Raw genomic sequence first — 21,086 nt, forward strand, 5'->3', positions numbered from 1 at the left:
GCGGGGGGGGGGGGGGGGGGGGGGGGGCCGCGGCGAGCCGGGCGGCCCCCCCCCCCCCCCGCCAGCCGAGAACAGCGCGGGCCGAGAGCAGCAGCCAGCGGGCCGACCGGGGCCAGCCGGACGAGCGGGCCAGCCAGACAGGGCCAGACAGGGCCGGGCGGGGCCAGCCGGGCGGGGCCAGCCGGGCGGGGCCAGCCAGACAGGGCCAGACAGGGCCGGGCGGGCGGGCCGAGCAGGCGGGCGGGTTAGGCGGCGAAGAGGGCGGGGCGGTCGCGGGAGAGGATGTGCTTGAGCTTGATCAGGGAGCGGCGGGTTTGGCTCTTGACCACCGTTACCGGGACGTTCAGCTCGGCGGCGACCTGTTCGACGCTGTGGTCGGCGAAGTAGCGCAGGACCACTATCGCGCGGTCGCGGTCGGGCAGGCGGCCCAGGGCCTCGAACATGGTGATGCGGAGTTCGGGGCTCATCGAGTATGCCGGCTCGCGCAGTTCGCCCGGCGTGGACTCCGTGGAGCTGCGGCGACGGCGGTGGTCCAGGTATGTCCGGAGGAGCACCTTATGGGCGTACGCCGGGAGGTTGTCGCTGTCGGTCGCCCTCTCCCAGCTCAGGAAGAGCTTGGTGAGCGTGGTCTGGGTCAGGTCCTGGGCCAGGTGCCAGTCGCGGCAGAGCTGGAACGCGCTGCTGTGCAACCGGGGCGAGGTGGCGTCGGCGAAGCGCACGAAGTCGTCACGATGCTCGGGCGCCGCCACGTAGGAGTCGAGCCCGGCGGCCGCGAAGGAGTCCGGCGCCGCGGAGGAGTCCGGCACCGCGGAGGAGTCCGGCACCGCGGAGGAGTCCGGCGGGACGGCGGCCGCGGCAGGGGAGTCAGGGGTGGAGGGCGCCGCAAAACAGGAGTCGAGGGTGCCCGCTGGTGGGTCGAGGAGCTTAAGCATGACCGGGTGTCGCCTTCTCTCGCCACGGCGACATCGGGTGTCACTGTGGACCGTCTCCGTTCCGCGCGTGGGCCAAAGTACGCGCTCCGCCCCCTGCGGTGGGGGCGGACAGTGACACTGGCACGCAATAGGTAGAGATGGCTCGGAAGTGCCTATGAGCGCGCTGTGATCGGCCCCGCCAACGCGCTTCGTAACGGTCCCGCCTTGGACGCCGCCTCTGCCACCTCGGCTTCGGGGTCACTGTCTGCGGTTATGCCGCCACCGGCCCATGCGTGCACCCGTTCGCCGTCGGTCGCCACTGTACGGATAGTGAGCCCTAGGTCGAGATGGTCACGGCCGATCCAGCCGAGCGCGCCCATGCTGACGCCGCGGCCGACCGGTTCCAGCGCGGCGATCTCGGCGAGCGCGGCCAGCTTCGGCGCACCCGTCACCGATCCGCCGGGGCAGACCGCCCGCAGCAGGTCCGCCAGCCCGACGTCCCCGTCCAGCGAAGCCGACACTTCGGATTCCGCCTGCCAAAGACCACACCATTCCCGTACGGCGAAAAGCTCATCGACACGCACGGGGCCGGTTCCGGGCAGCCGCGCCAGGTCGTTGCGCTCCAGGTCGACGATCATCACGTGCTCGGCCCGCTCCTTGGCCGAGGCGAGCAGTTCGCGACGTCCCGCCGCGGTCGCCGGCCGGGTGCCCTTGATCGGCCGGGTCACCACCCGCCCGCCCCGCACCTCGACGAGCGTCTCCGGCGACGCGGTCGCCAAGGCCCAGGCGCCGGAGCGACCGAGACCGTTCAGGACGCCGCCGTACCGGGCGCCGGGCAGTCCCGCGACCCGGAGCAGCGCCGCGGCCGGATCACCCGTGTACGGCGCCGACGCGTGCCCGACGACGTTGGCCTGATAGACGTCGCCCCGCCCGATCGCGTCCCGCACCCGCCGCACGGCCCGCGCGTGCTCCCCGGGCGTCCACGAGGCCCGCCACTCCCCCAGCTTCCATTCCCCCGCCTTCCATTCCCCCAGCTTCCATTCAGGCTCGTCCGGTACAGCGCCGGGCGCCGCCGATGGCGTCACCCGCCGGGCCGACACCTGAGCCGATGAATCCGGTAGGACCGCACGATCGCGGCCTCCCGGCGGCCACGACTGTCCGGTTTGCGCATCAAATCTGCCGCTTCCGGACAGCGGGCGACCCGCTCCGTGTGCGTAGATGACCAGGTAGACGTCGGGTATGTCCGGCACCGGGCTGGGGGCACCGAGGACACCGCCTGCCATCACGCATCCGGCATCAGCCGACACGTAGAGTGCCGCTCCGCAGATGCTGCCATCGCCGATCGGGTGTTTTTTGTCATCCGTTCGGCCAAGATTCCGCACCGGTAGTCCGTTGTCGGCGAGGAAACCCGCCAGAAGCTCGGCGGGGTCACCGGGATCACCCCGGTACCACCGAAACGTACGTAACGCATGGTGACGGGCGTGGCAGGCCGTCGGAGCGGCCGGCGGGGCCCCGAACGGAGGTGGCGGAGAGTGGTCGCCGGGCCCTTGCGCGTGGACTATTCGATGTGTGGAGACACGCTCGTACGCCGTCACCGATGTGCACCGGTGTCGTTCGATGTGAGGTAACGTTCGTCACCGACTTTGTGAACCTTCACACAGCCCCCAACCGGAGAAAACCCAGATGTGCCAGCACTTGAACCAATGCCCCCCGGCCCACGCGATCGACCGGGAGGCCGCCCTGATCGTGGCGACCTTCCGCGAGCAGGGTTGGAGCCTGCTCTGCAACGGCGTCATCATCTTCGAGGACACCGGAGAGCTACTACCGGACGGGACGTGCATCGAGCCTCATCGCGGCCCGGCGCGTCACGCCCTCGCCGCGTAATCACCGACAGTAACGAATCGGCATCGAAAAGAGTTGCCTGATTCACACTCGCGAGCCCCCCAAGCTCATCCCCAGCCACGAAAACGGCGCAGGCCGCGATCCAAAGACCGCGACCTGCGCAATCGCTTCGGGCCACGCCGAGCGATCGGCCGGACCAGTGATCGGCCGGACCAGTGATCGGCTGGACCAGTGATCGGCTCGGTCGAGCAACAGGCCGGGGAGAACCGGTCAGTCCTCGAACGCCTCCGGTGCGGGGCACGAGCAGACCAGGTTACGGTCCCCGAACGCGCCGTCGATCCGGCGTACCGGCGGCCAGTACTTCGCCGTCCGGTCCACGCCCGCCGGGAATCCGGCCACCGACCGCGGGTACGCGTGCGGCCACTCGTCCGCCGACACCGACGCCGCCGTGTGCGGGGCGTTCGCCAGCGGGTTGTCGCCCTTCGGCCAGACGCCCGCCGCCACCTGATCGATCTCGCCCTTGATGGCGATCATCGCCGCGATGAAGCGGTCCAGCTCCGCGAGGTCCTCGCTCTCCGTCGGCTCCACCATCAGCGTCCCGGCGACCGGGAACGACATGGTCGGCGCGTGGAAGCCATAGTCGATCAGCCGCTTCGCCACGTCGTCCACCGAGACGCCGGTGGCCTTGGTGATCGGCCGCAGATCGAGGATGCACTCGTGCGCCACCAGGCCGTGCTCGCCCGCGTAGAGCACCGGGTAGTGCTCCCGCAGCCGCGCCGCCACGTAGTTCGCCCCGAGCACCGCCGTCGCGGTCGCGGCGGCCAGCCCGTCGGGGCCCATCATCCGTACGTACGCCCAAGAAATAGGCAGGATGCCGGCCGAACCGTGCGCCGCGGCAGAGACGGCGTGGTGGTCGCCCGGCTCGCGGGGGTCGCCCGGCAGGAAGTCGGCGAGGTGGGCGCGGACCGCGACCGGGCCGACGCCGGGGCCACCGCCGCCGTGCGGGATGCAGAACGTCTTGTGCAGGTTGAGGTGCGACACGTCGGCACCGAACTTGCCCGGCCGGGCGTAGCCGACCAGCGCGTTGAGGTTCGCGCCGTCGACGTAGACCTGGCCGCCCGCCTCGTGGACCAGCCCGCAGAGCTCGGCGATCGAGGTCTCGTAGACGCCGTGCGTCGACGGGTAGGTGACCATGATCGCGGAGAGCGCGTCGCGGTGCTTCTCGATCTTGGCGGCCAGGTCGGTGAGGTCGACGTTGCCGTCCGCGTCGCAGGCGACCACGACGACCCGCATGCCGGCCATCACCGCGCTGGCGGCGTTGGTGCCGTGCGCGGAGGACGGGATCAGGCAGACGTCGCGGTGGGCCTCGCCGCGGGACCGGTGGTAGCCGCGGATCGCCAGCAGACCGGCCAGCTCACCCTGGGATCCGGCGTTCGGCTGGACGCTGACCGCGTCGTACCCGGTGATCTCGGCGAGCCAGCCCTCCAGCTGGGCGACCAGGTCCTCGTAGCCCCGGGTCTGCGAGGCCGGCGCGAACGGGTGGATGTTCGCGAACTCCGGCCAGGTGACCGCCTCCATCTCGGTGGTGGCGTTCAGCTTCATCGTGCAGGAGCCGAGCGGGATCATGCCCCGGTCCAGCGCGTAGTCCCGGTCCGAGAGGCGGCGAAGGTACCGCAGCATGCCGGTCTCGGAGTGGTGGGTGTTGAAGACCGGGTGGGTCAGGTATCCACTGGTCCGGCCGAGCGGCTTCGCCCCGCAGACGGCGGGCTCGGTGACGGCCGCGCCGAACGCGGCGAGCACCGTCGCGACGTGCGCGTCCGTGGTGGTCTCGTCGGTGGAGATCGACACCCGGTCGGCGTCCACCAGCAGCAGGTCGACACCGGCCTCGGCGGCGGCGTCGACGATCGCGGCGGCCCGGCCCGGTACGACCGCGGTGACCGTGTCGAAGAACGCGCCGTGCGTGGTCGCGATCCCGGCGGCGGTCAGGCTGCCGGCCAGGGTGAGCGCGTGGCCGTGCACCCGCTTGGCGATCGCGCGCAGGCCGGCCGGGCCGTGGTAGACCGCGTACATGCTCGCCATCACCGCGAGCAGGACCTGCGCGGTGCAGATGTTGCTGGTCGCCTTCTCCCGGCGGATGTGCTGCTCGCGGGTCTGCAGGGCCAGACGGTACGCCGGCGCCCCGTCCGCGTCCTTGGAGACACCGACCAGGCGGCCGGGCAGCGAGCGCTCCAGACCGGCCCGGACCGCGAGGTACCCGGCGTGCGGGCCGCCGAAGCCGAGCGGGACCCCGAAGCGCTGGGTGGTCCCGGCCGCGACGTCCGCGCCGATCTCGCCCGGCGCGCGCAGCAGGGTCAGCGCGAGCAGGTCGGCGGCGACCGTGACCAGGGCGCCCTTCGCGTGCGCGGCCTCGACCAGGGCGGCGTGGTCACGGACCGCGCCGGAGGCGCCCGGGTACTGCAGGTGCAGGCCGAAGAACTCGTCCGGCAGGGCGTCGCCACGGTCCAGGTCGACGAGGACGACCTCGATGCCGAGCGGTTCGGCCCGCGTCCGGAGGACCGAGAGCGTCTGCGGGAAGGTGTCGGCGTCCACGGCGTACACCGAGGATTTCGACGTGGAAGCTCTCCTGGAGAGCGTCATCGCCTCGGCGACGGCGGTCGCCTCGTCCAGCATCGACGCGTTCGCGGTGGTCAGGCCGGTCAGGTCGGTGACCATGGTCTGGAAGTTGAGCAGCGCCTCGAGGCGGCCCTGGCTGATCTCCGGCTGGTACGGCGTGTAGGCGGTGTACCAGGCCGGGCTCTCCAGCACGTTCCGCTTGATCACCGCGGGCGTGTGCGTGCCGTAGTAGCCGAGCCCGATCATCGGGGTGGCCAGGACGTTCCGGTCGGCGATCGCGCGCAGCTCGGCGATCGTCTCCTCCTCCGAGGCGCCCTCGGGCAGGTCGAGACGCCCGTGGAAACGGATCGACTCGGGGATCGCGGCGTCCATCAGCTCGTCCAGCGACGCGTACCCGACGGTCTTGAGCATGGAGATCTGCTCGTCGGTCTGCGGGCCGATGTGGCGATGGGTGAACGGCGAGGTCATGGGCGACTCCAGGCTCCAGAAGGCTGACAAAGCAACCTCCCCCTCTGTCATACCCCGTGATGGGGTATTTCAGAGTCGCCTGCCCACGCGGTCCTTTTGCCTGAAAGTTTCCGGGGAGGATTTGCCTCTTCGGCGCCAACTGGTCTCTCCCGCGCGGGTATTGCCGGCAGCGACAAACCTACCAGCGCACCCCTCCATGATCGGCATGCCTAGGCTGTGGCTGTGACTTACTTCCCTGCGGATGAACGCTACGAGAAGATGACCTACCGCCGCGCCGGGCGCAGTGGCCTGCACCTGCCGGCCATCTCGCTCGGGCTGTGGCACAACTTCGGGGACACCCGGCCGATCGACCGGCAGGCCGCCATCGTGCGCCGCGCCTTCGACCTCGGCGTCACCCACTTCGACCTGGCCAACAACTACGGCCCGCCGCCCGGCAGCGCCGAGGAGAACTTCGGCCGGATCCTCGCGACCGACCTCAAGCACCACCGGGACGAGATCGTCATCTCCAGCAAGGCCGGCTACACCATGTGGCCGGGCCCGTACGGCGACTTCGGCTCCCGCAAGTACCTGATCTCGTCGCTGGACCAGTCGCTGAAGCGGCTCGGCGTCGACTACGTGGACATCTTCTACCACCACCGCCCCGACCCGGACACCCCGCTCGAGGAGACGATGGGCGCGCTCGACGCGATCGTCCGCTCCGGCAAGGCGCTCTACGTCGGCCTCTCCAACTACAGGTCGGAGCAGACCGCCGCGGCCGCCGCGATCCTGCGTGACCTGGGTACGCCGCTGCTGATCCACCAGCCGTCGTACTCGATCCTGAACCGCTGGACCGAGCACGACGGCCTGCTCGACACCCTGGAGCAGGCCGGCGCCGGGTGCATCGCGTTCAGCCCGCTGCAGCAGGGCCTGCTCACCGGCCGCTACCTGCAGGGCATCCCGGACGACTCGCGGATCCGGACCAGCGTCTTCCTCAACGAGGACGCCCTGGACGCGAAGACCCTGGGCCGTCTGCACGCGCTCAACGACATCGCCCAGCGGCGCGGCCAGTCGCTCGCCCAGATGGCGCTCGCCTGGGCGCTGCGCGACCCGCGGATGACCAGCCTGATCATCGGCGCGTCCAGCGTCGAGCAGCTGGAGGACAACATCGCCGCGCTGGACAACCTGCCGCTCTCGCAGGCCGAGCTGGACGACATCGACGGCACGGTGCTCGACCTGTGATCCTCTCCGTCGTGGTCGGTTCCCGCGCCTACGGACTCCAGGTCCCGGGTTCCGACCACGATCGGCGGGGCGTCTTCGCGGCGCCGACCCGGGCGTTCTGGAGCCTCGACAAGCCGCCCACGCACGTCGACGGCCCCCTGGAGGAGCAGTTCTCCTGGGAGGTCGAGCGGTTCTGCGTGCTCGCCGCCCAGGCCAACCCGACCGTCCTCGAGGTGCTCTGGTCGCCGATCGTCGAGGTGATCACCGCGGACGGTTCGGCGCTGGTCGACGCGCGCGCGGCGTTCCTCTCCCGCCGGGTGGCCGAGACCTACGGCAACTACGCCCGCGACCAGCTCGCCCGGGTGAACGCCCGCCGCGAGCGCACCGGCGAGACCAACCACAAGCAGGCCATGCACATGATCCGCCTGCTGCACGCGGGCGCCCACGTCCTGCGCACCGGCGAGATCCTGGTCGACGTCACCCCACTGCGCGACCGCCTCCTGGCGATCAAACACGGCGAAATCCCCTGGCCCGAGGTCACCGCGTGGGCGACCGCACTGCTCACGGACCTGGCCACCGCCGCTTCCACGACGGACCTGCCCGAACACCCCGACCGCTCCCGGATCGACGCCCTGCTGCACGACATCCGCGAACGAAACCTCTAGGCCCTTCGGCCGTCAGTCCGAGGTCCGGATCTGCTCCAGGTACGTCAGAGGCTTCTGGAGGTATTCCATGAGCTCCCGCAGCGCGTCCTTCTCCGCCGTGGTGATCACGACGTCCTCCTCCGACAGGGCACCGACAAGATCCGTGATCGCCAGGTCCCAGGCCCCGGCGCCAGCGGCCTGCAGGACGAACGGCCCGTGATTCGGGCCGATCCTGGGCGCGAGCTGGTCGATGATCCGGCGGCTGCGCCGGAAGTATTCGTTGACTTCCATGGGTCTCCCGTAGGTGTGGTGGCTAGGCCGGTGGGTTGGTGGTGACGCCCTCGCCCCTGCCCGAGCACCCCGACCGCTCCCGGATCGACACGCTGCTGCACAGCATCCGCGAACGAAACCTCTAAGCCCTGCCCACGCTTGGGAACCTCAGTCCGAGGTCCGGATCTGCTCCAGGTACGTCAGAGGCTTCTGGAGGTATTCCATGAGCTCCCGCAGCGCGTCCTTCTCCGCCGTGGTGATCACGACGTCCTCCTCCGACAGGGCACCGACGAGCGTCGTGATCGCCAGGTCCCAGGCCCCGGCGCCCCTGGCGGACAGGACGATCGGCCGGTACTTCGGGCTGATCCTGGGTTCGAGCTGGTCGGTGATCCGGCGGCTGCGCCGGAGGTAATCGATGACTTCCATGGGTCTCCCGTGGGTTCGGTGGTTAGGCTGGCGGGTTGACGGTGACGCCCTCGCCGCTCTCGGGGTGGCCGCCGGCGATGCTGCCGTCCTTGTCCAGGGTAACGAGGCAGGTGATGCCGTCACGGGTGCCGGTGACGGTCCAGCCGTCGCCGTGAGGACGCGGCAAAGGGCGGCTGTCGGGGTTGATGGCGATGCTCTTGAACCAGCCCTCTACCTGCGCCTTGGTGGTGCCGGGCGGGAAGAGCGTCTTGTCGGGTACGGTGGACGAAGGCTTGTGGCCGCCATTACCCCTGCCGTCGCCGTCCCAGATCTTGTCCATCGCCCCGTCGCCCATCTGGCCGAAGCGGTTCATGTCGTACATGGCGTCGGCGAAGTCGGGGTCGTCCCAGGGGTTCTTGGGCGCCTCCGGCTCGGAGGTGCCGGAGGCGCCGGGGGTCTCGGCGCCCTTCGGGTGGTACTCCTTGGCCTCCTTGAGGCCCTGCTGCTGGGCTGGTCCCACGCGCTTGGGCATCATGCCGGGGCTGAACTTGGGACGCTTGGGGCCGTCGCCGCCCTCGCCGCCACCACCGTGCGATGGAGTAGAGCCCGAGGGGTGCTTGTTGTGGAGGCTCGTCACCGCGAACAAAACCACCAGGACAGCGGTGGTCCGCAGAGCCGCCAGGAGTCGCCGCATCGAGGGCCGCCTAGACGTCGAGGAGGGCGCGGAGGGAGGAGAGGCTGGTGATCAGGCCCATCAGCCAGCCGAAGATGCGGCCGGTCCAGCGGACGACGGCGATCGCGAGCTGGGAGACCACCAGCGGTGTGGCGACGCCGAGGGTGAGGACCTCCTCGGCCAGCCACACCACGACCTTGGCGATGCAGTCGGCGATGAAGGCGCGCACGACCTCCCGCACCATCTGCACCAGGGTTCCCGCGCCCCGGGTCGCGGCACCCATGCCGGCGGCCGTGCCCGCGAAGATCCCGGCGACGTGGATGTTGCCGGCGAGCATGGTGCGGTAGGCGTCGGCGGCGACGCCCTGCCATCCGTCGAGGTCGCCGATCAGCCGCGCCTTGAGGTCCTCGGCGATGGAGAACAGCTCATCGGCCATGTTGTCCCAGGTCATGGCGTGTGTCTCGATGATCTCGGGAGCACCGGCGAGCCAGTCGAGGGCCTGCTTCAGCGGCTCGACCTGCTCGATGGCCCACTCGATGCCCATCGACAGGAGCGTGCTGAACGGGTCGATGACGAGGGACGCCCCGTCGACAGCGGCGCCCAGGCCCGCGACCGAGCCGTCGATCCAGCTACCGGAGTCGATGGCCTCCTTGATGCCCTTGTAGTCGTCGGCGGCCGGAAGGCCGGTCCAGTCGTCGCGATACGCGGCGCTGGTCGAGGAGATGTCGGCGGTCGTGGCGACCAGTGGGTTGCTCATGAGGGGGCGGGCGGCTCAGGTAGCGGAGCGGATGGAGGTGAAGACGTCGGTGGTCGACTCCTCGTTCTGCTCGTAGGTGTCGGCGGTCCTCTTGATCCCCCGAGCGAGCAGATCGATGTTCTCGGCGAGCATCCCCACGCCCTCGTCCTGGTCCCGGTGGCGTTCCTCCAGGATCGGCGGGAAGAACCGGCAGAGCTGCCCGTAGGCGTCGTCGGCCTGGGCGATGGTGCCGCTCGCGGCCTTGATGGCGGCGAAGCGGTCGTGAATGGCCCACATGGCCGTGGCGTGCGCGCGCAGGGCCTCGATGTCGACCTCGAACCCGTCGGACATCAGTACCGCCCCTCGTCGTCCTCGATGCCGGCTTCGCCTTCGGGGTCGGCGGTCCGGAATCCGGCCAGCAGGGCCCGGCCGGTCGCCGAGTCGGCACCGACCGTCTCCCGCACGACCTCGGCGGCGGCCTCGGCGAGCGTGACCCGCGCGTTGCGGTAGGCGCCCATGATCGCCTGCTCCGTCTGCTCCAGGCTCATCCGCTGCACCCGCGCGGAGAGCCGGACGCCGGCCATCGCCCCCGTGGAGTCGACGGTGACCTCGACGAGCCCGTGGGCGTCGGCGGCCGTGACCCGCAGCGCCTGCAGGCCGGCACCGGCGGCCTGTGTGTCGGCGGCCCGGCGCACGGCATCGGCCTGCCACGCCTCCAGGCGTTCCCGCGCATCCTCCGCGTCCAGCAGCGGACTACCCATCGCGCCTCCGTCTCCGTTGCCGGGCAAGGGATATAGAGACGGCAGTGTAGCCGCGGCCCACCACACCAAGATCGCCGAGCGCGGGAGGGTTCCTCAGACGGCCAGCGCCGTGGTGCGCAGGCGGGGGTGCCGGGCCTCCCATGCGGCCCGCACCCCGCGCGGCAGATTCAGCTCGTCCCAGACCCTGATCAGCGTCGCGCCGTCGAGGAACGCGCGCAATTCGTCGACCCGGATAGCCTCGCGCAGCACGTTCTCGTACATCCACAACAGCATCGTGTGCTGACCCAGATCGAATGCGCGCTGCGGATTCCACCACAATCGCAACGGCAGCTCGACCAGCCCACCGACCGGCCCGGACAGCTCGGCGAGCGTGCCGGCCACGACGACCGGGCGATGCGGCCGGGCCAGGTGGAGAACGGGAGCTGCGGGGGCAGTCATGCGTTCAGACTAAATGACGGGCGCGTTCTCGACGATTCCGTATCGGGCCATGACGGCCGCGCGACGCCGCCGATTCACCGTGCGCACCCGCCGCCCCACGAACAATCCGTCGATCAGCGCCCACACACCCGCCCCGCCGAGGGTGAAGAGCATTGCGATCGACCGGCCGGTATCGCCGAGATAGAACCGGTGGCCGCCGAAGATTCCGGCGACACACCAGATCGCATAGGCCGTCCGCCGGTCCTTCTTGACCGACTCGTACTCCATCTCGGCGCGCTGGATCCGCAGCCGTTCCCATTCGGGAAGCGAACTCACCGCCGCAACGATAGCGGCGGATCGAGCCGGGTGCGGACCACGAGCGCGTGCAGTTCCTCGACGGCGGCCGGATCGGCGTGCTCGGGCAGCGCCGATTCGTCACGCGCCGTTTCCAGCTCCTCCCGCAGCCGTTCCACATCCGCCGAGAGACGCGCGGAGACCCCGTCCGGGAAAGGTCCGTGCTCCGCTTCCCGCTTCGCCGCGATCAGTTCCGGTACGTAGCGGAGCCCGCCACCCAGCACTCCCAGGTCGGTCTCCAGCCGCCCGGTCCGCATCAGATGAATCCCGGTCAGCAGCACCCGGAGCGTATAGAGCGCCGGCTTCAGCTCCCCGGTCCTCTCGAAGAGCCGTGCCTGCGTGGTCGCGAACCCGAGATAGTGGTGCGCGTGGTGCCGGGTGATCAGTCTCGGCGCCAGAGCGACCAGTTCCGCGTGCACCGGCGTGGTCACCACGACCAGCGGCGAGAGCAGCTGCTCCAGCACGTACCCGTTCCTGCTGTGCAGCAGCCGCGCGAATTTGAGCAGGTCATGCGAGACGACGTCCAGCTCGACGCCGTCCCGGACCCCGTCGATCTGCAGCGTCTCCGGACCGGTCCGCAGCCCGACGACCTCCTCCGCGGCGAGCAGATGTGCCGCCCGCAGATCCAGATCCGAATCCACCGACGCGAATCCGTAAAGATGTGCCCCACTCACGGTCGCGAATATCAGGGGCCGGCCGATCGTCTGCGCAGTCTCCGCGGCCCACTCCGGCACATCGACAGTCATCCGGTCGCTCGCTCCTTTTCGCGTACGCCACAACAAACGCGCCAAGCCTGCCAGGCCCGCCCACCGCGCCCACGCACCGGGTCGCCCCCGTTCGTCGCCGGACACGGTGGGAATAGAGGGATATCGCGTGGTGGCCCTCAGGCACCACGGGCCGGCGGCGGCTCGTCCGGCTGCTGGCGGGGCAGGGTGACGGTGATCCGGGTGCCGCTGCCGGCCGGGTTCGTCTCCGCGACGATGGTGCCGTGGTGCCGGCTGACCACCCGCTCACAGATGGCCAGTCCCAGGCCGGTTCCGGCGTACGGCTGACCGGCGTGCGCCCGGTGGAACGCGGTGAAGACGGCCGCCTGCTGGTCGGCCGGGATCCCGATGCCCCGGTCGTCGATGTGCAGGCACAGGTCGGCGCCGACCGGATCGGCCCAGACGTGCACCCGGGCCGGCTCTCCCGGGCGGGTGTACTTGATCGCGTTACCGACCAGGTTCTCCAGGAGCTGGCGGATCATGACGGCGTCCGCGCTGAGGGCGGGCAGCGGGTCGATCTCGATCTGCGGTCGTTGCGCGGTCGCCGTGGAGCGGTCCGCCGTGATCTGGCCGATCAGGGCGTTGAGGTCGAGCGGTTCGGGGCGCAGCGGCTTGTCCCGGGCGGTGGCGTACGCCAGCAGGTCGTCGATCAGCTCACCCATCCGGCCGATCCCGCCGACGATCCGGGCCGAGAGCGCCCGCAGCTCGCCGACGTCGGGTTGCCGGCCGGCTCCCAGCTCCTCGTTGAGCAGATCCGCGTAGCCGTGCACGGCGGCCAGCGGGGCCTTCAGGTCGTGCGCGACCACCCCGGCGAACGCGGTCAGCTCGGCCTCCCGTTCGCGGAGCACGGTGACGTCGTAGCCGGTGGCGATCGCGCCGATCACCGTGCCGTCGGCGGCGGTGAGCGGCCCGGCGTCGACCATCACCGCCCGGCCCTCACCGTCGCCGGCCCCGGACAGGGTCATCTCGCGGTGCACCATCACCTCGCCGGCGAGCGCCCGGGCCAGCGGGTGCCGGGGGTCGCCCTCGTGCAGCCCGGCCAGGTCGTCGACGTGCCGCGGGGTGCCGGTGCCGTCCTGGCGGGAGACCCTGTTGCGGAACGTCAGGACGCCGTCGGCGTCGCAACTGATCACCGCGATGTCCAGGGTGTCGAGCACCTGCTGGAAGTACTCGTTGCGCCGCGCGAGGTCGTCGCGGGCGGCCCGCAGGTCCGTCTCGGCCAGGTCGGCGGCGTCGAGCCCCTCGTTGAGGGCGGCGGCGAGCTCCCGGACCTCGGCCGGGCCGGCGGCGGGTGCCCGGGCGGTCCGGTCACCGGCGGTGAGCCGGCGCAGCACCTCGCCGAGGCCGGTCAGCGGTGACAGCAGCAGGCGGCTGGTCCGGCCCGCGGTGAACAGTGCCATCGCCACCGCGAAGACGCTGAGCAGCGCGATCACGGCCAGCGTCCAGGCCGCGGTCCGCCGGTACTCGCCGGTGGCCCGCCGTTCGTCGGCGCGCAGGGCCCCGGCGACGGCACCGTTGGCGCGCCGGACGCGATCGAACATGGTCTTGCCATCGGCGATCTCGGCGGGGGTGTCCGCCCGGCCGGGCCCGGCCGCGATGATCTGCTGGGCGACCTCGTCCAGCCAGGCCCGCGCCGCCGTCTGCTGGTCGGCGAGGAGCGCCCGGGAGCCGCGGGTCGCCGCCGCGGTCGCCTGTTGCTGTGCGGCGGGGAAGGCCGCGACCCCGCTGCGGTACGGCTCCAGGAAGTCCCGGTCCCCGGTGAGCTGAAATCCCCGGACCCCGGTCTCGGCGTCGGTCAGCGCCTGCAGCACCCGCTGGTTGGCCAGCTCGGCCGTCCGGATCCGGGTGATCTTCTGTTCGTAGCGTGCGACGGTGGCCTGTCCGGCGACGAGCTGGAGTACACCCGCCGCGACCAGGGCGAGCACCAGCCAGGCGAACTGGCGCCGCAGTGCGCTGGCAACGGGTCTCGGCACAACGTCTCCCCCCAGGCGTCGGCCTCACCCTATGCAGGCGGCACGGTCCCCGTCGGCGAATCCGGCGGCCCGGCCGCGTAGGGTCGGCCGGTGAGCGTCGACGGCTTCTACCGGGACGTGGCGCGGATCGCGCTCGCGGTCGCCGACAAGCACCGCTTCGTGCTCGGTGGTGGCGTCGCCTGGCTGGTCAACGGCCTGGTCGCCCGCCCCACCGAGGACGTCGACCTCTTCACCGACACCGCCGGGGCGGTCGAGCTCGCCGCGGTCGAGGTGGTGTCGGCGCTGCGCGACGCCGGGTACCGGGTGGTCCGTGAGGAGGGCGACGACCTCTTCGAGGGGATGTCCGCCGACATCCAGGAGTTCCTGGTCGCCGGGGAGAACCGCGCGCTGCGCCTCACGCTCTGCCGCCTGGACCGGCACCGCGCGCCGGTGGTGATGGACGTCGGCCCGGTGATGCACCTCGACGACCTGGTCGCCACCAAGGTCGCGGCCCTGGTCAACCGGCGGGAGGTCCGCGACTACATCGACGTGGCCGCCGCCCTGGAACGCTACCCGCTGGCCCGGGTCCTGGAGCTGGCCCACGCGGCGGACCCGGCCCTCGACCCGGAGGACATCGCCGACGCGGGCCGCTACCTGGACCGCCTCGACGACGCCCGGTTCGCCCTCTACGGCCTGGACGCCGCGGCGGCCGCGGACCTGCGGCGCCGCCTCACCGACTGGCCGCGCGACGTGGGGTGACAGACTGGCGCGCATGGGGCTGTTCACTCTTGACGAGGCGCGTGCCGAGCTGGCACGACTGCGGCCGATCATCGACGAGGTGATCGGGCTCCGCGCCGACATGGTCGAGCTCTCCGCCGCGCTCACCCCGGGTGGGCGGCCCACCGACCTCGGCGGGATGCCCGAGCGCAAGGCGACCGAGGCCCGCCTGGACGAGCTGATGACGACCATCCAGGAGACCGGCGCCGAGTTGAAGGGCGTCGCACCGCTGCTGCTCGACTTCCCGGCCGACCTGGACGGCGAGCCGATCCTGCTGTGCTGGGTGGAGGGCGAGACCGTCCTGGAGTGGTACCACCGCGCCGACCTGGGCTTCGCCGGGCGCCGACGGCTGCCGTAGGACGCCGGGGTCCACCCGGCCCGGCGGGCGGCCCGGCTCACCCCGGCGGGCGGCCCGGCTCACCCCGGCGGAGGCGCCGGCAACGGCGTGAAGGTCACCCGGACGGTCAGGCCGCCGTCCGGGTTCGCCGCCGCCTCCACCGTCGCGTCGTGCTGCTCGGCGATCGCGGCCACGATGGAGAGCCCGAGTCCCGCGCCCTCCTTCTCGCCGAGCCGCTCGAACGGCGCGAACAGCCCGTCGACCGCGTCCGGATCGACGTGCGGGCCGGTGTTCCGGACGGTCAGCACCCCGGCGGCGGCGAGGTCCACCGTGGCGCCGCCGCCGGGGACGTTGTGGCGTACGGCGTTCTGCACCAGGTTCGCGGCGAGCCGGGCCAGCAGCACCTCCTCGCCCGCGACCAGGAGCGGCGCCGTGGTCACGGTGAGCTCGACGCCGGCCGTGAGGTGGTCCTCGACGACCTGGTCGACCACGGCGGCCAGATCGACCGGGTCGCGGGCGTCGAGAGCGCGCTCGCCCTGCGCGAGGGTGAGCAGGCCGTCGATCAGGCGCTCGGAGCGCTCGGTGTTGCGCAGCAGCTCCCGGCGGATCACCTCCAGCCTCTCCCGGGTGGGATCGGCGAGACCTATCTCGAGCGCCGTTCGCTGCACCGCCAACGGCGTACGCAACTCGTGGGAGGCGTGAGCGACGAAGCGACGCTGGCTGACCACGGCCTTCTCCAGGCGATCCAGCATGGCGTCGAAGGTGTCGGCCAGCTCCCTGACCTCGTCGGCCGGGCCGGTCAGCGCGATCCGTTCGTCGAGGTTGGTCAGCGAGAGCCGCCGGGCGGTGCCGGTGATGTGCTGCAGCGGGTGCAACAGGCGGCCGGTGAGCCACCAGCAGACCGCGAAGGCCAGCACGGCGAGCACCACCACCGCGATCACGGTGAGGCGGCGCTGCTGCTGGGTGAGGTCCTCCTCCGCCTTGAGGATCTCCTGCTGTAGCCGCTCGGCGGTGACCCGCGGCGGTTCCGGGCCGCCGGTCGCGGGCGCGTCCCCCAGGTGCTGGGTGAGCACGCGGATCTGCAACTGCTCGACGATGACCAGGATCCCCGAGGTGAGCAGCGTGAACAGCCCGCCGTAGAGCAGGGTCATCCGCAGGCGCAGGCTCACAGCCGGTACCCGCTTCCCGGCACGGTGACGATCACCGGCGGGCCGCCGAGCTTGGCCCGGAGCTTGCTCATCGTCACCTTGACCACGGTGGTGAACGGGTCGGCGTGCTCGTCCCAGGCGCGTTCCAGCAGGTCCTCGGTGCTGACCACGGTGCCGCGGGCCTGCATCAGGACCTCCAGTACGGCGTACTCCTTGCGGGAGAGCCGGATCGGGCGGCCGTCCCGGTGCACCTGACGGCGGGCGGTGTCCAGGCTGATCCCGGCACGTTCCAGCACCGGCGGCAGGGGTGCGGCGCCGCGCCGGGCGAGCGCGCGGACCCGGGCCACCAGCTCCTCGAAGGCGAACGGCTTGGCCAGGTAGTCGTCGGCGCCGAGGTTGAGGCCGTCGATCCGGTCGTACAGGCCGCCGAACGCGGTGAGCATCAGCACGCGGACCCGCTCGCCGCGCTGCGCCACCTCCCGGCAGACGTCGTCGCCGTGCACCCCGGGCAGGTCCCGGTCGAGCACCAGCACGTCGTAGTCGTTGACGGCGAGCCGTTCCAGCGCGGCCGCACCGTCGTACGCCACATCGACCGCCATCGCCTGGCCCCGCAGGCCCTCGGCCACCATCTCGGCGAGGAACCGCTCGTCCTCCGCCAGCAGAATCCGCATGCGCCACTACTCCCACACGAGCGGTCAACGCCCGGTTAACGCCCGCCATCATCCCGGCCCTTCCCCGCGATAGGCGACCCGGTGGGGTAATTTTCCGTTTATGTCGCCTTCTGAATGGCGCGATGTTTGACATCTACAGCTGAATAGAAGAATGATGCGGGAGCACGGAAGTTAGGTTTGGCTAACCTTTGGGAGCTCGATGACCGCCATCTACCTGATCGGCCTCCGCGAGGGCCTGGAGATCACGCTGGTGGTCTCGATCCTCGTGGCGTTCCTGGTCAAGAGCGACCGCAGGCCGCTGCTCAAACACGTCTGGGCCGGCGTCGCACTGGCCGCCGCGCTCTCGATCGGCTTCGCCGCCCTGCTCCAGTTCGGCATCGCCGAGCTCAGCTCCGCGCACCAGGAGCTCTTCGAGGCGATCGCCTCGATCTGCGCGGTCGTCTTCGTCACCTGGATGATCTTCTGGATGCGCCGGATGGCCCGCCACATGGGCCGCGAGCTGCGCGGGAGGATGGAGGAGGCGATCGGTACCGGCCCGCTCGCGATCGCCGGCGTGGCGTTCCTCGCGGTGGTCCGGGAGGGCCTGGAGACCTCGGTCCTCTTCTACGCCGCCGCGCAGGGTGCCGCCGACAGCGCCCAGCCGCTGATCGGGGTCACGCTCGGCCTGCTCACCGCGGTGGTGCTCGGCTGGCTGCTCTACGCCAGCGCGGTGCGGATCAACCTGACCCGCTTCTTCACCTGGACCGGCGCGCTGCTCGTGCTGGTCGCCGCCGGCATCTTCAAGTACGGCGTCCACGACCTCCAGGAGTCCAACCTGCTGCCCGGCCTGGACCGGTACGCGTTCGACGTGAGCAGCGCGTTCCCGCCCGACGCCTGGTACGCCGAACTGCTCCGCGGCATGGTCAACTTCACTCCCGCGCCGACGGTCGCCGAGACGATCGCCTGGCTCGCGTACGGGATCCCCGTGCTCGTTCTCTTCCTCTGGCCGGCCCGCAAGCCGGCGCCCACCCCCGCACCAGCCGCATAGGAGAACCATGCACACCCCACGCCTGATCGTCTTCGGCACCGCGGCGGCCCTGGCGCTGACCGCCTGCGGCTCCGAGAAGGCCGGAAGCGCGACCACCGACGACACCATCGCGGTCGCCGCCTCGGACACGGAGTGCAACGTCGCCGCCAGCACCGCCGCGGCCGGCACGGTGACCTTCAAGATCACCAACAAGGGCAGCAAGATCAACGAATTTTACGTGTACGCCGAGGGCGACCGGATCATGGGCGAGGTGGAGAACATCGCGCCGGCCCTCTCCCGTGAGCTGATCGTCGAGCTCACCGCCGGCACGTACGAGACCGCCTGCAAGCCGGGCATGCTCGGCAAGGGCATCCGCAACGCGTTCACCGTCTCCGGCAGTGCACCCGCGCTCACCGAGGACGCCAAGCTGGCCCAGGCCACCGCGGACTACCAGCGGTACGTGAAGAGCCAGACCAGCGCGCTGATCGAGCAGACCACCGCGTTCGTCACCGCCGTCAAGGGCAACGACATCGAGCAGGCCAAGTCGCTCTTCCCGATCGCCCGGACGTACTGGGAGCGCATCGAACCGGTCGCGGAGAGCTTCGGCGATCTCGACCCGGCGATCGACGCCCGCGAGGGCGACCTGGAAGAGGGCCAGGAGTGGACCGGCTTCCACAAGATCGAGAAGGACCTCTGGGTCACCAAGGACGTGAGCAAGGACGGCGCGGTCGCCGACCAGCTCCTCACCGACGTGCAGACGATCGTGGACAAGGCGAACAGCATCACCCTCTCCCCGATCCAGCTCGCCAACGGCGCCAAGGGCCTGCTCGACGAGGTCGCCACCGGCAAGATCACCGGCGAGGAGGACCGCTACTCGCACACCGACCTGTGGGACTTCAACGCCAACGTCGAGGGCTCGAAGGGCGCCATCGCGGCGCTCCGCCCGGCCCTGGAGGAGAAGGACGCCACCCTGGTCACGACCATCGACGCGAAGTTCGCCGCGGTCGACACGGCCCTGGAGAAGCACCGCGACGGCGACGGCTGGAAGCTCTACAACGAGCTCTCCCAGGCCGACCTGAAGGAGCTCAGCGACGCGGTCAACGCCCTCGCCGAGCCGATCAGCCAGGTCGCGGCCCTGGTCGCCGGCAAGTAGCCACCCACGCGCGGCGGCCCCTCCTCCCCGAGGGGTCGCCGCTCACCCCGGGAACACTGTCCCTTTTTTCATATTATTAACCTCATATTACCTTTCATACCCTTGTCGGCGCGCATAGAGCCGGCGGGGACCGTACGCAAGAAAGGCGCAAGCGCATGCAGCGGCGCAAGATCCTCGGCATCGCCGGCGCCGGAGCGGCGGGCCTCGCCGCCGCCGGGGCCGCCTCCCTGGCCATGACCCGCGACGAGACGGCGGCCGGGACCGCGCCGGAGAGCGCCGCCGGAGCGGTCGCCTTCTACGGAGAACGACAGGCCGGGATCGTCACGCCCGCCCAGGACCGGCTGCACTTCGTCGCCTTCGACGTGATCACCGACAGCCGCGACGAGCTGGTCGACATGCTCCAGGACTGGACCGCGGCGGCCGCCCGCATGACCCAGGGTAAGGACGCGGGCGTCTACGGCGCGGTCGGCGGCCAACCCGAGGCTCCCCCGGACGACACCGGCGAAGCGCTCGGACTCCCGCCCTCCGGACTCACCCTGACGATCGGTTTCGGTCCGACCCTCTTCCGTACGTCCGCCGGAAAGGACCGCTTCGGCCTCGCCGCCAAGCGCCCCGCGGCCCTGGCCGACCTGCCCACCTTCCCGCGCGACACGCTCGACGCCGCGATCTCCGACGGCGACATCGGCATCCAGGCGTGCGCCCACGATCCACAGGTCGCCGTGCACGCCATCCGCAACCTGGCGCGGATCGGCTTCGGCAAGGTCAGCGTCCGCTGGTCCCAGCTCGGCTTCGGCCGCACCTCCTCGACCTCGACCTCGCAGGCCACCCCGCGCAACCTGTTCGGCTTCAAGGACGGCACCGCCAACCTGAAGGCCGAGGAGACCGCCCTGCTCGACGAGCACCTCTGGGTCCAGTCCGGCGACGGCCCGTCCTGGATGACCGGCGGCTCCTACCTGGTCACCCGCAAGATCCGCATGCTGGTCGAGACCTGGGACCGCTCCCCGCTGATCGAGCAGGAGACCATCATCGGCCGCACGAAGGGCGTCGGCGCCCCGCTGAGCGGCACCGCCGAGTTCGACGAGCCCGACTTCACGGTCAAGGGCGACGACGACCTCCCGAAGATCGCCGTCGACTCCCACGTGCGGCTCGCCCACCCCACCCTGAACAGCGGCGCCCGCCTCCTGCGCCGCGGCTACAACTTCGTCGACGGCTCCGACGGCCTGGGCCGCCTGAACGCCGGCCTCTTCTTCATGGCGTACCAGCGCGACCCCCGCAAGCAGTTCGTCCCGGTCCAGACCGCACTCGCCCGCCAGGACGCCCTCAACGAGTACATCCGCCACACGTCGAGCGCCCTCTTCGCCTGTCCCCCCGGCCTGCTCGCCGCCGACGACTACTGGGGCCGCTCCCTCTTCGCCTGACGCCCACCCTCCCAGCTTGACATGGGTGCGTGCAGGTGGGCCGGGGGCGGTCCGGGTTCGCGATCATGCTCTGCGGGGGCGCCGGGGATCCATGTTCGCCGCCCGCGTCCTTGCGGCGCCCCTCTGGCGGCTGCACGCGCACACGATCACGGATCGTGTGCGTCCGTCGCCCCTGAACCCGGCTGATCGTGCACACCCACCGCCCCACCAGCGCCGTTCGCGTGCACCCACCGCCCCACCAGCGCCGTTCGCGTGTCCGCGTCGCCCGGCCCGCGCCGGGCAGAGCGGCGAAGCGTGAGTTTCAGTCGACGGACGACGGACGACGGACAGAGCACGACCGACGCGGGCACCACGCGGCACCCGACAGCGCGCGGCAGCGACGACGGCACCCGGCATCGACGCAGCACGCGGCACGCAATGGCAGCGCGGCGGGCAGAGCGGGGCGGGGCAGAGCGGGGCGGGGCAGAGCGGGGATTCGTTGAAACTGCGCAGCCAGCGGGCGGCGAGATCGAGGTGGCGGCTGGTCAACTGGGCGTCGAAGAGCTCGAGTGCGCGGGTCCCGGTCAGGG

The 21,086-nt window shown here is 71.1% G+C and carries 23 protein-coding genes and 1 riboswitch; of the genes, 8 read left to right on the top strand and 15 right to left on the bottom strand.

The window, feature by feature from the left end; genetic code table 11:
• Positions 1–245: 245 nt before the first annotated feature.
• Both AB0M08_RS44810 and AB0M08_RS44815 read right to left on the bottom strand, forming a co-directional pair.
• Complete coding sequence (locus AB0M08_RS44810) at positions 246–932, bottom strand: sigma-70 family RNA polymerase sigma factor (protein WP_364507649.1); 687 nt, start codon at positions 930–932, stop codon at positions 246–248.
• Positions 933–1,084: 152 nt separating this feature from the next.
• Positions 1,085–2,293 carry a chorismate-binding protein gene (locus AB0M08_RS44815; RefSeq protein ID WP_364507652.1) on the bottom strand — a complete coding sequence of 403 codons (1,209 nt, stop codon included), beginning with the start codon at positions 2,291–2,293 and terminating at the stop codon, positions 1,085–1,087.
• Between the two features lie 301 nt (positions 2,294–2,594).
• Here AB0M08_RS44815 and AB0M08_RS44820 point away from each other — a divergent pair, with 301 nt between their 5' ends.
• A complete protein-coding gene (locus tag AB0M08_RS44820; protein ID WP_364507654.1) occupies positions 2,595–2,795 on the top strand; it encodes a DUF5999 family protein in 201 nt (66 codons plus the stop codon).
• A gap of 228 nt (positions 2,796–3,023) precedes the next feature.
• Here AB0M08_RS44820 and gcvP read toward each other — a convergent pair whose 3' ends face one another.
• A complete protein-coding gene (gcvP, locus tag AB0M08_RS44825) occupies positions 3,024–5,834 on the bottom strand; it encodes an aminomethyl-transferring glycine dehydrogenase (protein ID WP_364507657.1) in 2,811 nt (936 codons plus the stop codon).
• 78 nt (positions 5,835–5,912) lie between these two features.
• Positions 5,913–5,996: riboswitch (glycine riboswitch) on the bottom strand.
• Between the two features lie 54 nt (positions 5,997–6,050).
• On the opposite strand from gcvP, the gene mgrA reads away from it, so the two are divergent.
• Entirely contained in the window at positions 6,051–7,052 is a 1,002-nt protein-coding gene (gene mgrA, locus AB0M08_RS44830; RefSeq protein WP_364507660.1) for an L-glyceraldehyde 3-phosphate reductase, read from the top strand.
• Positions 7,049–7,696, top strand: coding sequence for a nucleotidyltransferase domain-containing protein (locus tag AB0M08_RS44835; RefSeq protein ID WP_364507663.1), 648 nt, complete (start codon positions 7,049–7,051; stop codon positions 7,694–7,696). Before mgrA ends, AB0M08_RS44835 begins: the two co-directional genes overlap by 4 nt.
• A 12-nt stretch (positions 7,697–7,708) precedes the next feature.
• On the opposite strand, the gene AB0M08_RS44840 is transcribed toward AB0M08_RS44835, so the two are convergent.
• From AB0M08_RS44840 to AB0M08_RS44885, 10 genes are all read right to left on the bottom strand, one after another.
• Positions 7,709–7,966: a hypothetical protein gene (locus AB0M08_RS44840; RefSeq protein ID WP_364507665.1), complete on the bottom strand. Its 258-nt coding sequence runs from the start codon at positions 7,964–7,966 to the stop codon at positions 7,709–7,711.
• Positions 7,967–8,113: 147 nt separating this feature from the next.
• Positions 8,114–8,371, bottom strand: coding sequence for a hypothetical protein (locus AB0M08_RS44845; protein ID WP_364507667.1), 258 nt, complete (start codon positions 8,369–8,371; stop codon positions 8,114–8,116).
• A 22-nt stretch (positions 8,372–8,393) separates the two neighbouring features.
• A complete protein-coding gene (locus AB0M08_RS44850; RefSeq protein WP_364507670.1) occupies positions 8,394–9,044 on the bottom strand; it encodes a hypothetical protein in 651 nt (216 codons plus the stop codon).
• A gap of 10 nt (positions 9,045–9,054) precedes the next feature.
• Entirely contained in the window at positions 9,055–9,780 is a 726-nt protein-coding gene (locus AB0M08_RS44855) for a hypothetical protein (RefSeq protein ID WP_364507672.1), read from the bottom strand.
• A 15-nt stretch (positions 9,781–9,795) separates the two neighbouring features.
• Positions 9,796–10,110 (bottom strand): type VII secretion target, encoded by a 315-nt coding sequence (locus AB0M08_RS44860; protein ID WP_364507674.1) that lies wholly within the window; start codon positions 10,108–10,110, stop codon positions 9,796–9,798.
• A complete protein-coding gene (locus AB0M08_RS44865; RefSeq protein WP_364507677.1) occupies positions 10,110–10,520 on the bottom strand; it encodes a YbaB/EbfC family nucleoid-associated protein in 411 nt (136 codons plus the stop codon). The genes AB0M08_RS44860 and AB0M08_RS44865 overlap by 1 nt, the downstream gene beginning before the upstream one ends.
• A gap of 93 nt (positions 10,521–10,613) precedes the next feature.
• Complete coding sequence (locus tag AB0M08_RS44870; RefSeq protein WP_364507680.1) at positions 10,614–10,958, bottom strand: hypothetical protein; 345 nt, start codon at positions 10,956–10,958, stop codon at positions 10,614–10,616.
• A 9-nt stretch (positions 10,959–10,967) separates the two neighbouring features.
• Positions 10,968–11,273, bottom strand: a complete 306-nt coding sequence (locus AB0M08_RS44875) for a TM2 domain-containing protein (RefSeq protein WP_364507683.1) — start codon at positions 11,271–11,273, stop codon at positions 10,968–10,970.
• A complete protein-coding gene (locus AB0M08_RS44880) occupies positions 11,270–12,037 on the bottom strand; it encodes a nucleotidyltransferase domain-containing protein (protein WP_364507686.1) in 768 nt (255 codons plus the stop codon). The genes AB0M08_RS44875 and AB0M08_RS44880 overlap by 4 nt, the downstream gene beginning before the upstream one ends.
• A gap of 137 nt (positions 12,038–12,174) precedes the next feature.
• Positions 12,175–14,028, bottom strand: a complete 1,854-nt coding sequence (locus AB0M08_RS44885) for an ATP-binding protein (RefSeq protein ID WP_364507689.1) — start codon at positions 14,026–14,028, stop codon at positions 12,175–12,177.
• 90 nt (positions 14,029–14,118) lie between these two features.
• On the opposite strand from AB0M08_RS44885, the gene AB0M08_RS44890 reads away from it, so the two are divergent.
• Both AB0M08_RS44890 and AB0M08_RS44895 read left to right on the top strand, forming a co-directional pair.
• Positions 14,119–14,766, top strand: coding sequence for a nucleotidyl transferase AbiEii/AbiGii toxin family protein (locus AB0M08_RS44890; protein ID WP_364507691.1), 648 nt, complete (start codon positions 14,119–14,121; stop codon positions 14,764–14,766).
• Between the two features lie 13 nt (positions 14,767–14,779).
• The gene (locus tag AB0M08_RS44895) at positions 14,780–15,142 is read left to right on the top strand and encodes a DUF2203 domain-containing protein (RefSeq protein WP_364507693.1); all 363 of its coding nucleotides are present in this window, start codon (positions 14,780–14,782) and stop codon (positions 15,140–15,142) included.
• Positions 15,143–15,201: 59 nt separating this feature from the next.
• Here the strand turns inward: AB0M08_RS44895 and AB0M08_RS44900 are convergent, their stop codons facing one another.
• Both AB0M08_RS44900 and AB0M08_RS44905 read right to left on the bottom strand, forming a co-directional pair.
• Positions 15,202–16,290, bottom strand: a complete 1,089-nt coding sequence (locus tag AB0M08_RS44900; protein ID WP_364507695.1) for an ATP-binding protein — start codon at positions 16,288–16,290, stop codon at positions 15,202–15,204.
• Positions 16,287–16,940: a response regulator transcription factor gene (locus AB0M08_RS44905; RefSeq protein ID WP_364507697.1), complete on the bottom strand. Its 654-nt coding sequence runs from the start codon at positions 16,938–16,940 to the stop codon at positions 16,287–16,289. The genes AB0M08_RS44900 and AB0M08_RS44905 overlap by 4 nt, the downstream gene beginning before the upstream one ends.
• Before the next feature lie 199 nt (positions 16,941–17,139).
• Here AB0M08_RS44905 and efeU point away from each other — a divergent pair, with 199 nt between their 5' ends.
• The 3 genes from efeU (at position 17,140) to efeB (ending at position 20,517) form a co-directional block, all read left to right on the top strand.
• The gene (efeU, locus tag AB0M08_RS44910; protein WP_364507700.1) at positions 17,140–17,967 is read left to right on the top strand and encodes an iron uptake transporter permease EfeU; all 828 of its coding nucleotides are present in this window, start codon (positions 17,140–17,142) and stop codon (positions 17,965–17,967) included.
• 7 nt (positions 17,968–17,974) lie between these two features.
• Positions 17,975–19,099, top strand: a complete 1,125-nt coding sequence (gene efeO / locus AB0M08_RS44915; RefSeq protein ID WP_364507702.1) for an iron uptake system protein EfeO — start codon at positions 17,975–17,977, stop codon at positions 19,097–19,099.
• A gap of 155 nt (positions 19,100–19,254) precedes the next feature.
• Positions 19,255–20,517 carry an iron uptake transporter deferrochelatase/peroxidase subunit gene (efeB, locus tag AB0M08_RS44920; RefSeq protein WP_364507705.1) on the top strand — a complete coding sequence of 421 codons (1,263 nt, stop codon included), beginning with the start codon at positions 19,255–19,257 and terminating at the stop codon, positions 20,515–20,517.
• Positions 20,518–21,086: the final 569 nt, after the last annotated feature.

The sequence above is a fragment of the Actinoplanes sp. NPDC051851 genome (assembly GCF_040681165.1).
Taxonomy (GTDB): Bacteria; Actinomycetota; Actinomycetes; order Mycobacteriales; family Micromonosporaceae; genus Actinoplanes.

What these genes read in the sequence shown, in the direction of transcription:
- efeO (WP_364507702.1), top strand. Translation starts at nt 17,975, where the DNA reads ATGCACACCCCACGCCTGATCGTCTTCGGCACCGCGGCGGCCCTGGCG.
- AB0M08_RS44905 (WP_364507697.1), bottom strand. Translation starts at nt 16,940, where the DNA reads ATGCGGATTCTGCTGGCGGAGGACGAGCGGTTCCTCGCCGAGATGGTG.
- AB0M08_RS44855 (WP_364507672.1), bottom strand. Translation starts at nt 9,780, where the DNA reads ATGAGCAACCCACTGGTCGCCACGACCGCCGACATCTCCTCGACCAGC.
- AB0M08_RS44845 (WP_364507667.1), bottom strand. Translation starts at nt 8,371, where the DNA reads ATGGAAGTCATCGATTACCTCCGGCGCAGCCGCCGGATCACCGACCAG.
- AB0M08_RS44860 (WP_364507674.1), bottom strand. Translation starts at nt 10,110, where the DNA reads ATGTCCGACGGGTTCGAGGTCGACATCGAGGCCCTGCGCGCGCACGCC.
- AB0M08_RS44850 (WP_364507670.1), bottom strand. Translation starts at nt 9,044, where the DNA reads ATGCGGCGACTCCTGGCGGCTCTGCGGACCACCGCTGTCCTGGTGGTT.
- efeB (WP_364507705.1), top strand. Translation starts at nt 19,255, where the DNA reads ATGCAGCGGCGCAAGATCCTCGGCATCGCCGGCGCCGGAGCGGCGGGC.
- gcvP (WP_364507657.1), bottom strand. Translation starts at nt 5,834, where the DNA reads ATGACCTCGCCGTTCACCCATCGCCACATCGGCCCGCAGACCGACGAG.
- efeU (WP_364507700.1), top strand. Translation starts at nt 17,140, where the DNA reads ATGACCGCCATCTACCTGATCGGCCTCCGCGAGGGCCTGGAGATCACG.
- AB0M08_RS44870 (WP_364507680.1), bottom strand. Translation starts at nt 10,958, where the DNA reads ATGACTGCCCCCGCAGCTCCCGTTCTCCACCTGGCCCGGCCGCATCGC.
- AB0M08_RS44865 (WP_364507677.1), bottom strand. Translation starts at nt 10,520, where the DNA reads ATGGGTAGTCCGCTGCTGGACGCGGAGGATGCGCGGGAACGCCTGGAG.
- AB0M08_RS44840 (WP_364507665.1), bottom strand. Translation starts at nt 7,966, where the DNA reads ATGGAAGTCAACGAATACTTCCGGCGCAGCCGCCGGATCATCGACCAG.
- AB0M08_RS44895 (WP_364507693.1), top strand. Translation starts at nt 14,780, where the DNA reads ATGGGGCTGTTCACTCTTGACGAGGCGCGTGCCGAGCTGGCACGACTG.
- AB0M08_RS44820 (WP_364507654.1), top strand. Translation starts at nt 2,595, where the DNA reads ATGTGCCAGCACTTGAACCAATGCCCCCCGGCCCACGCGATCGACCGG.
- AB0M08_RS44810 (WP_364507649.1), bottom strand. Translation starts at nt 932, where the DNA reads ATGCTTAAGCTCCTCGACCCACCAGCGGGCACCCTCGACTCCTGTTTT.
- AB0M08_RS44880 (WP_364507686.1), bottom strand. Translation starts at nt 12,037, where the DNA reads ATGACTGTCGATGTGCCGGAGTGGGCCGCGGAGACTGCGCAGACGATC.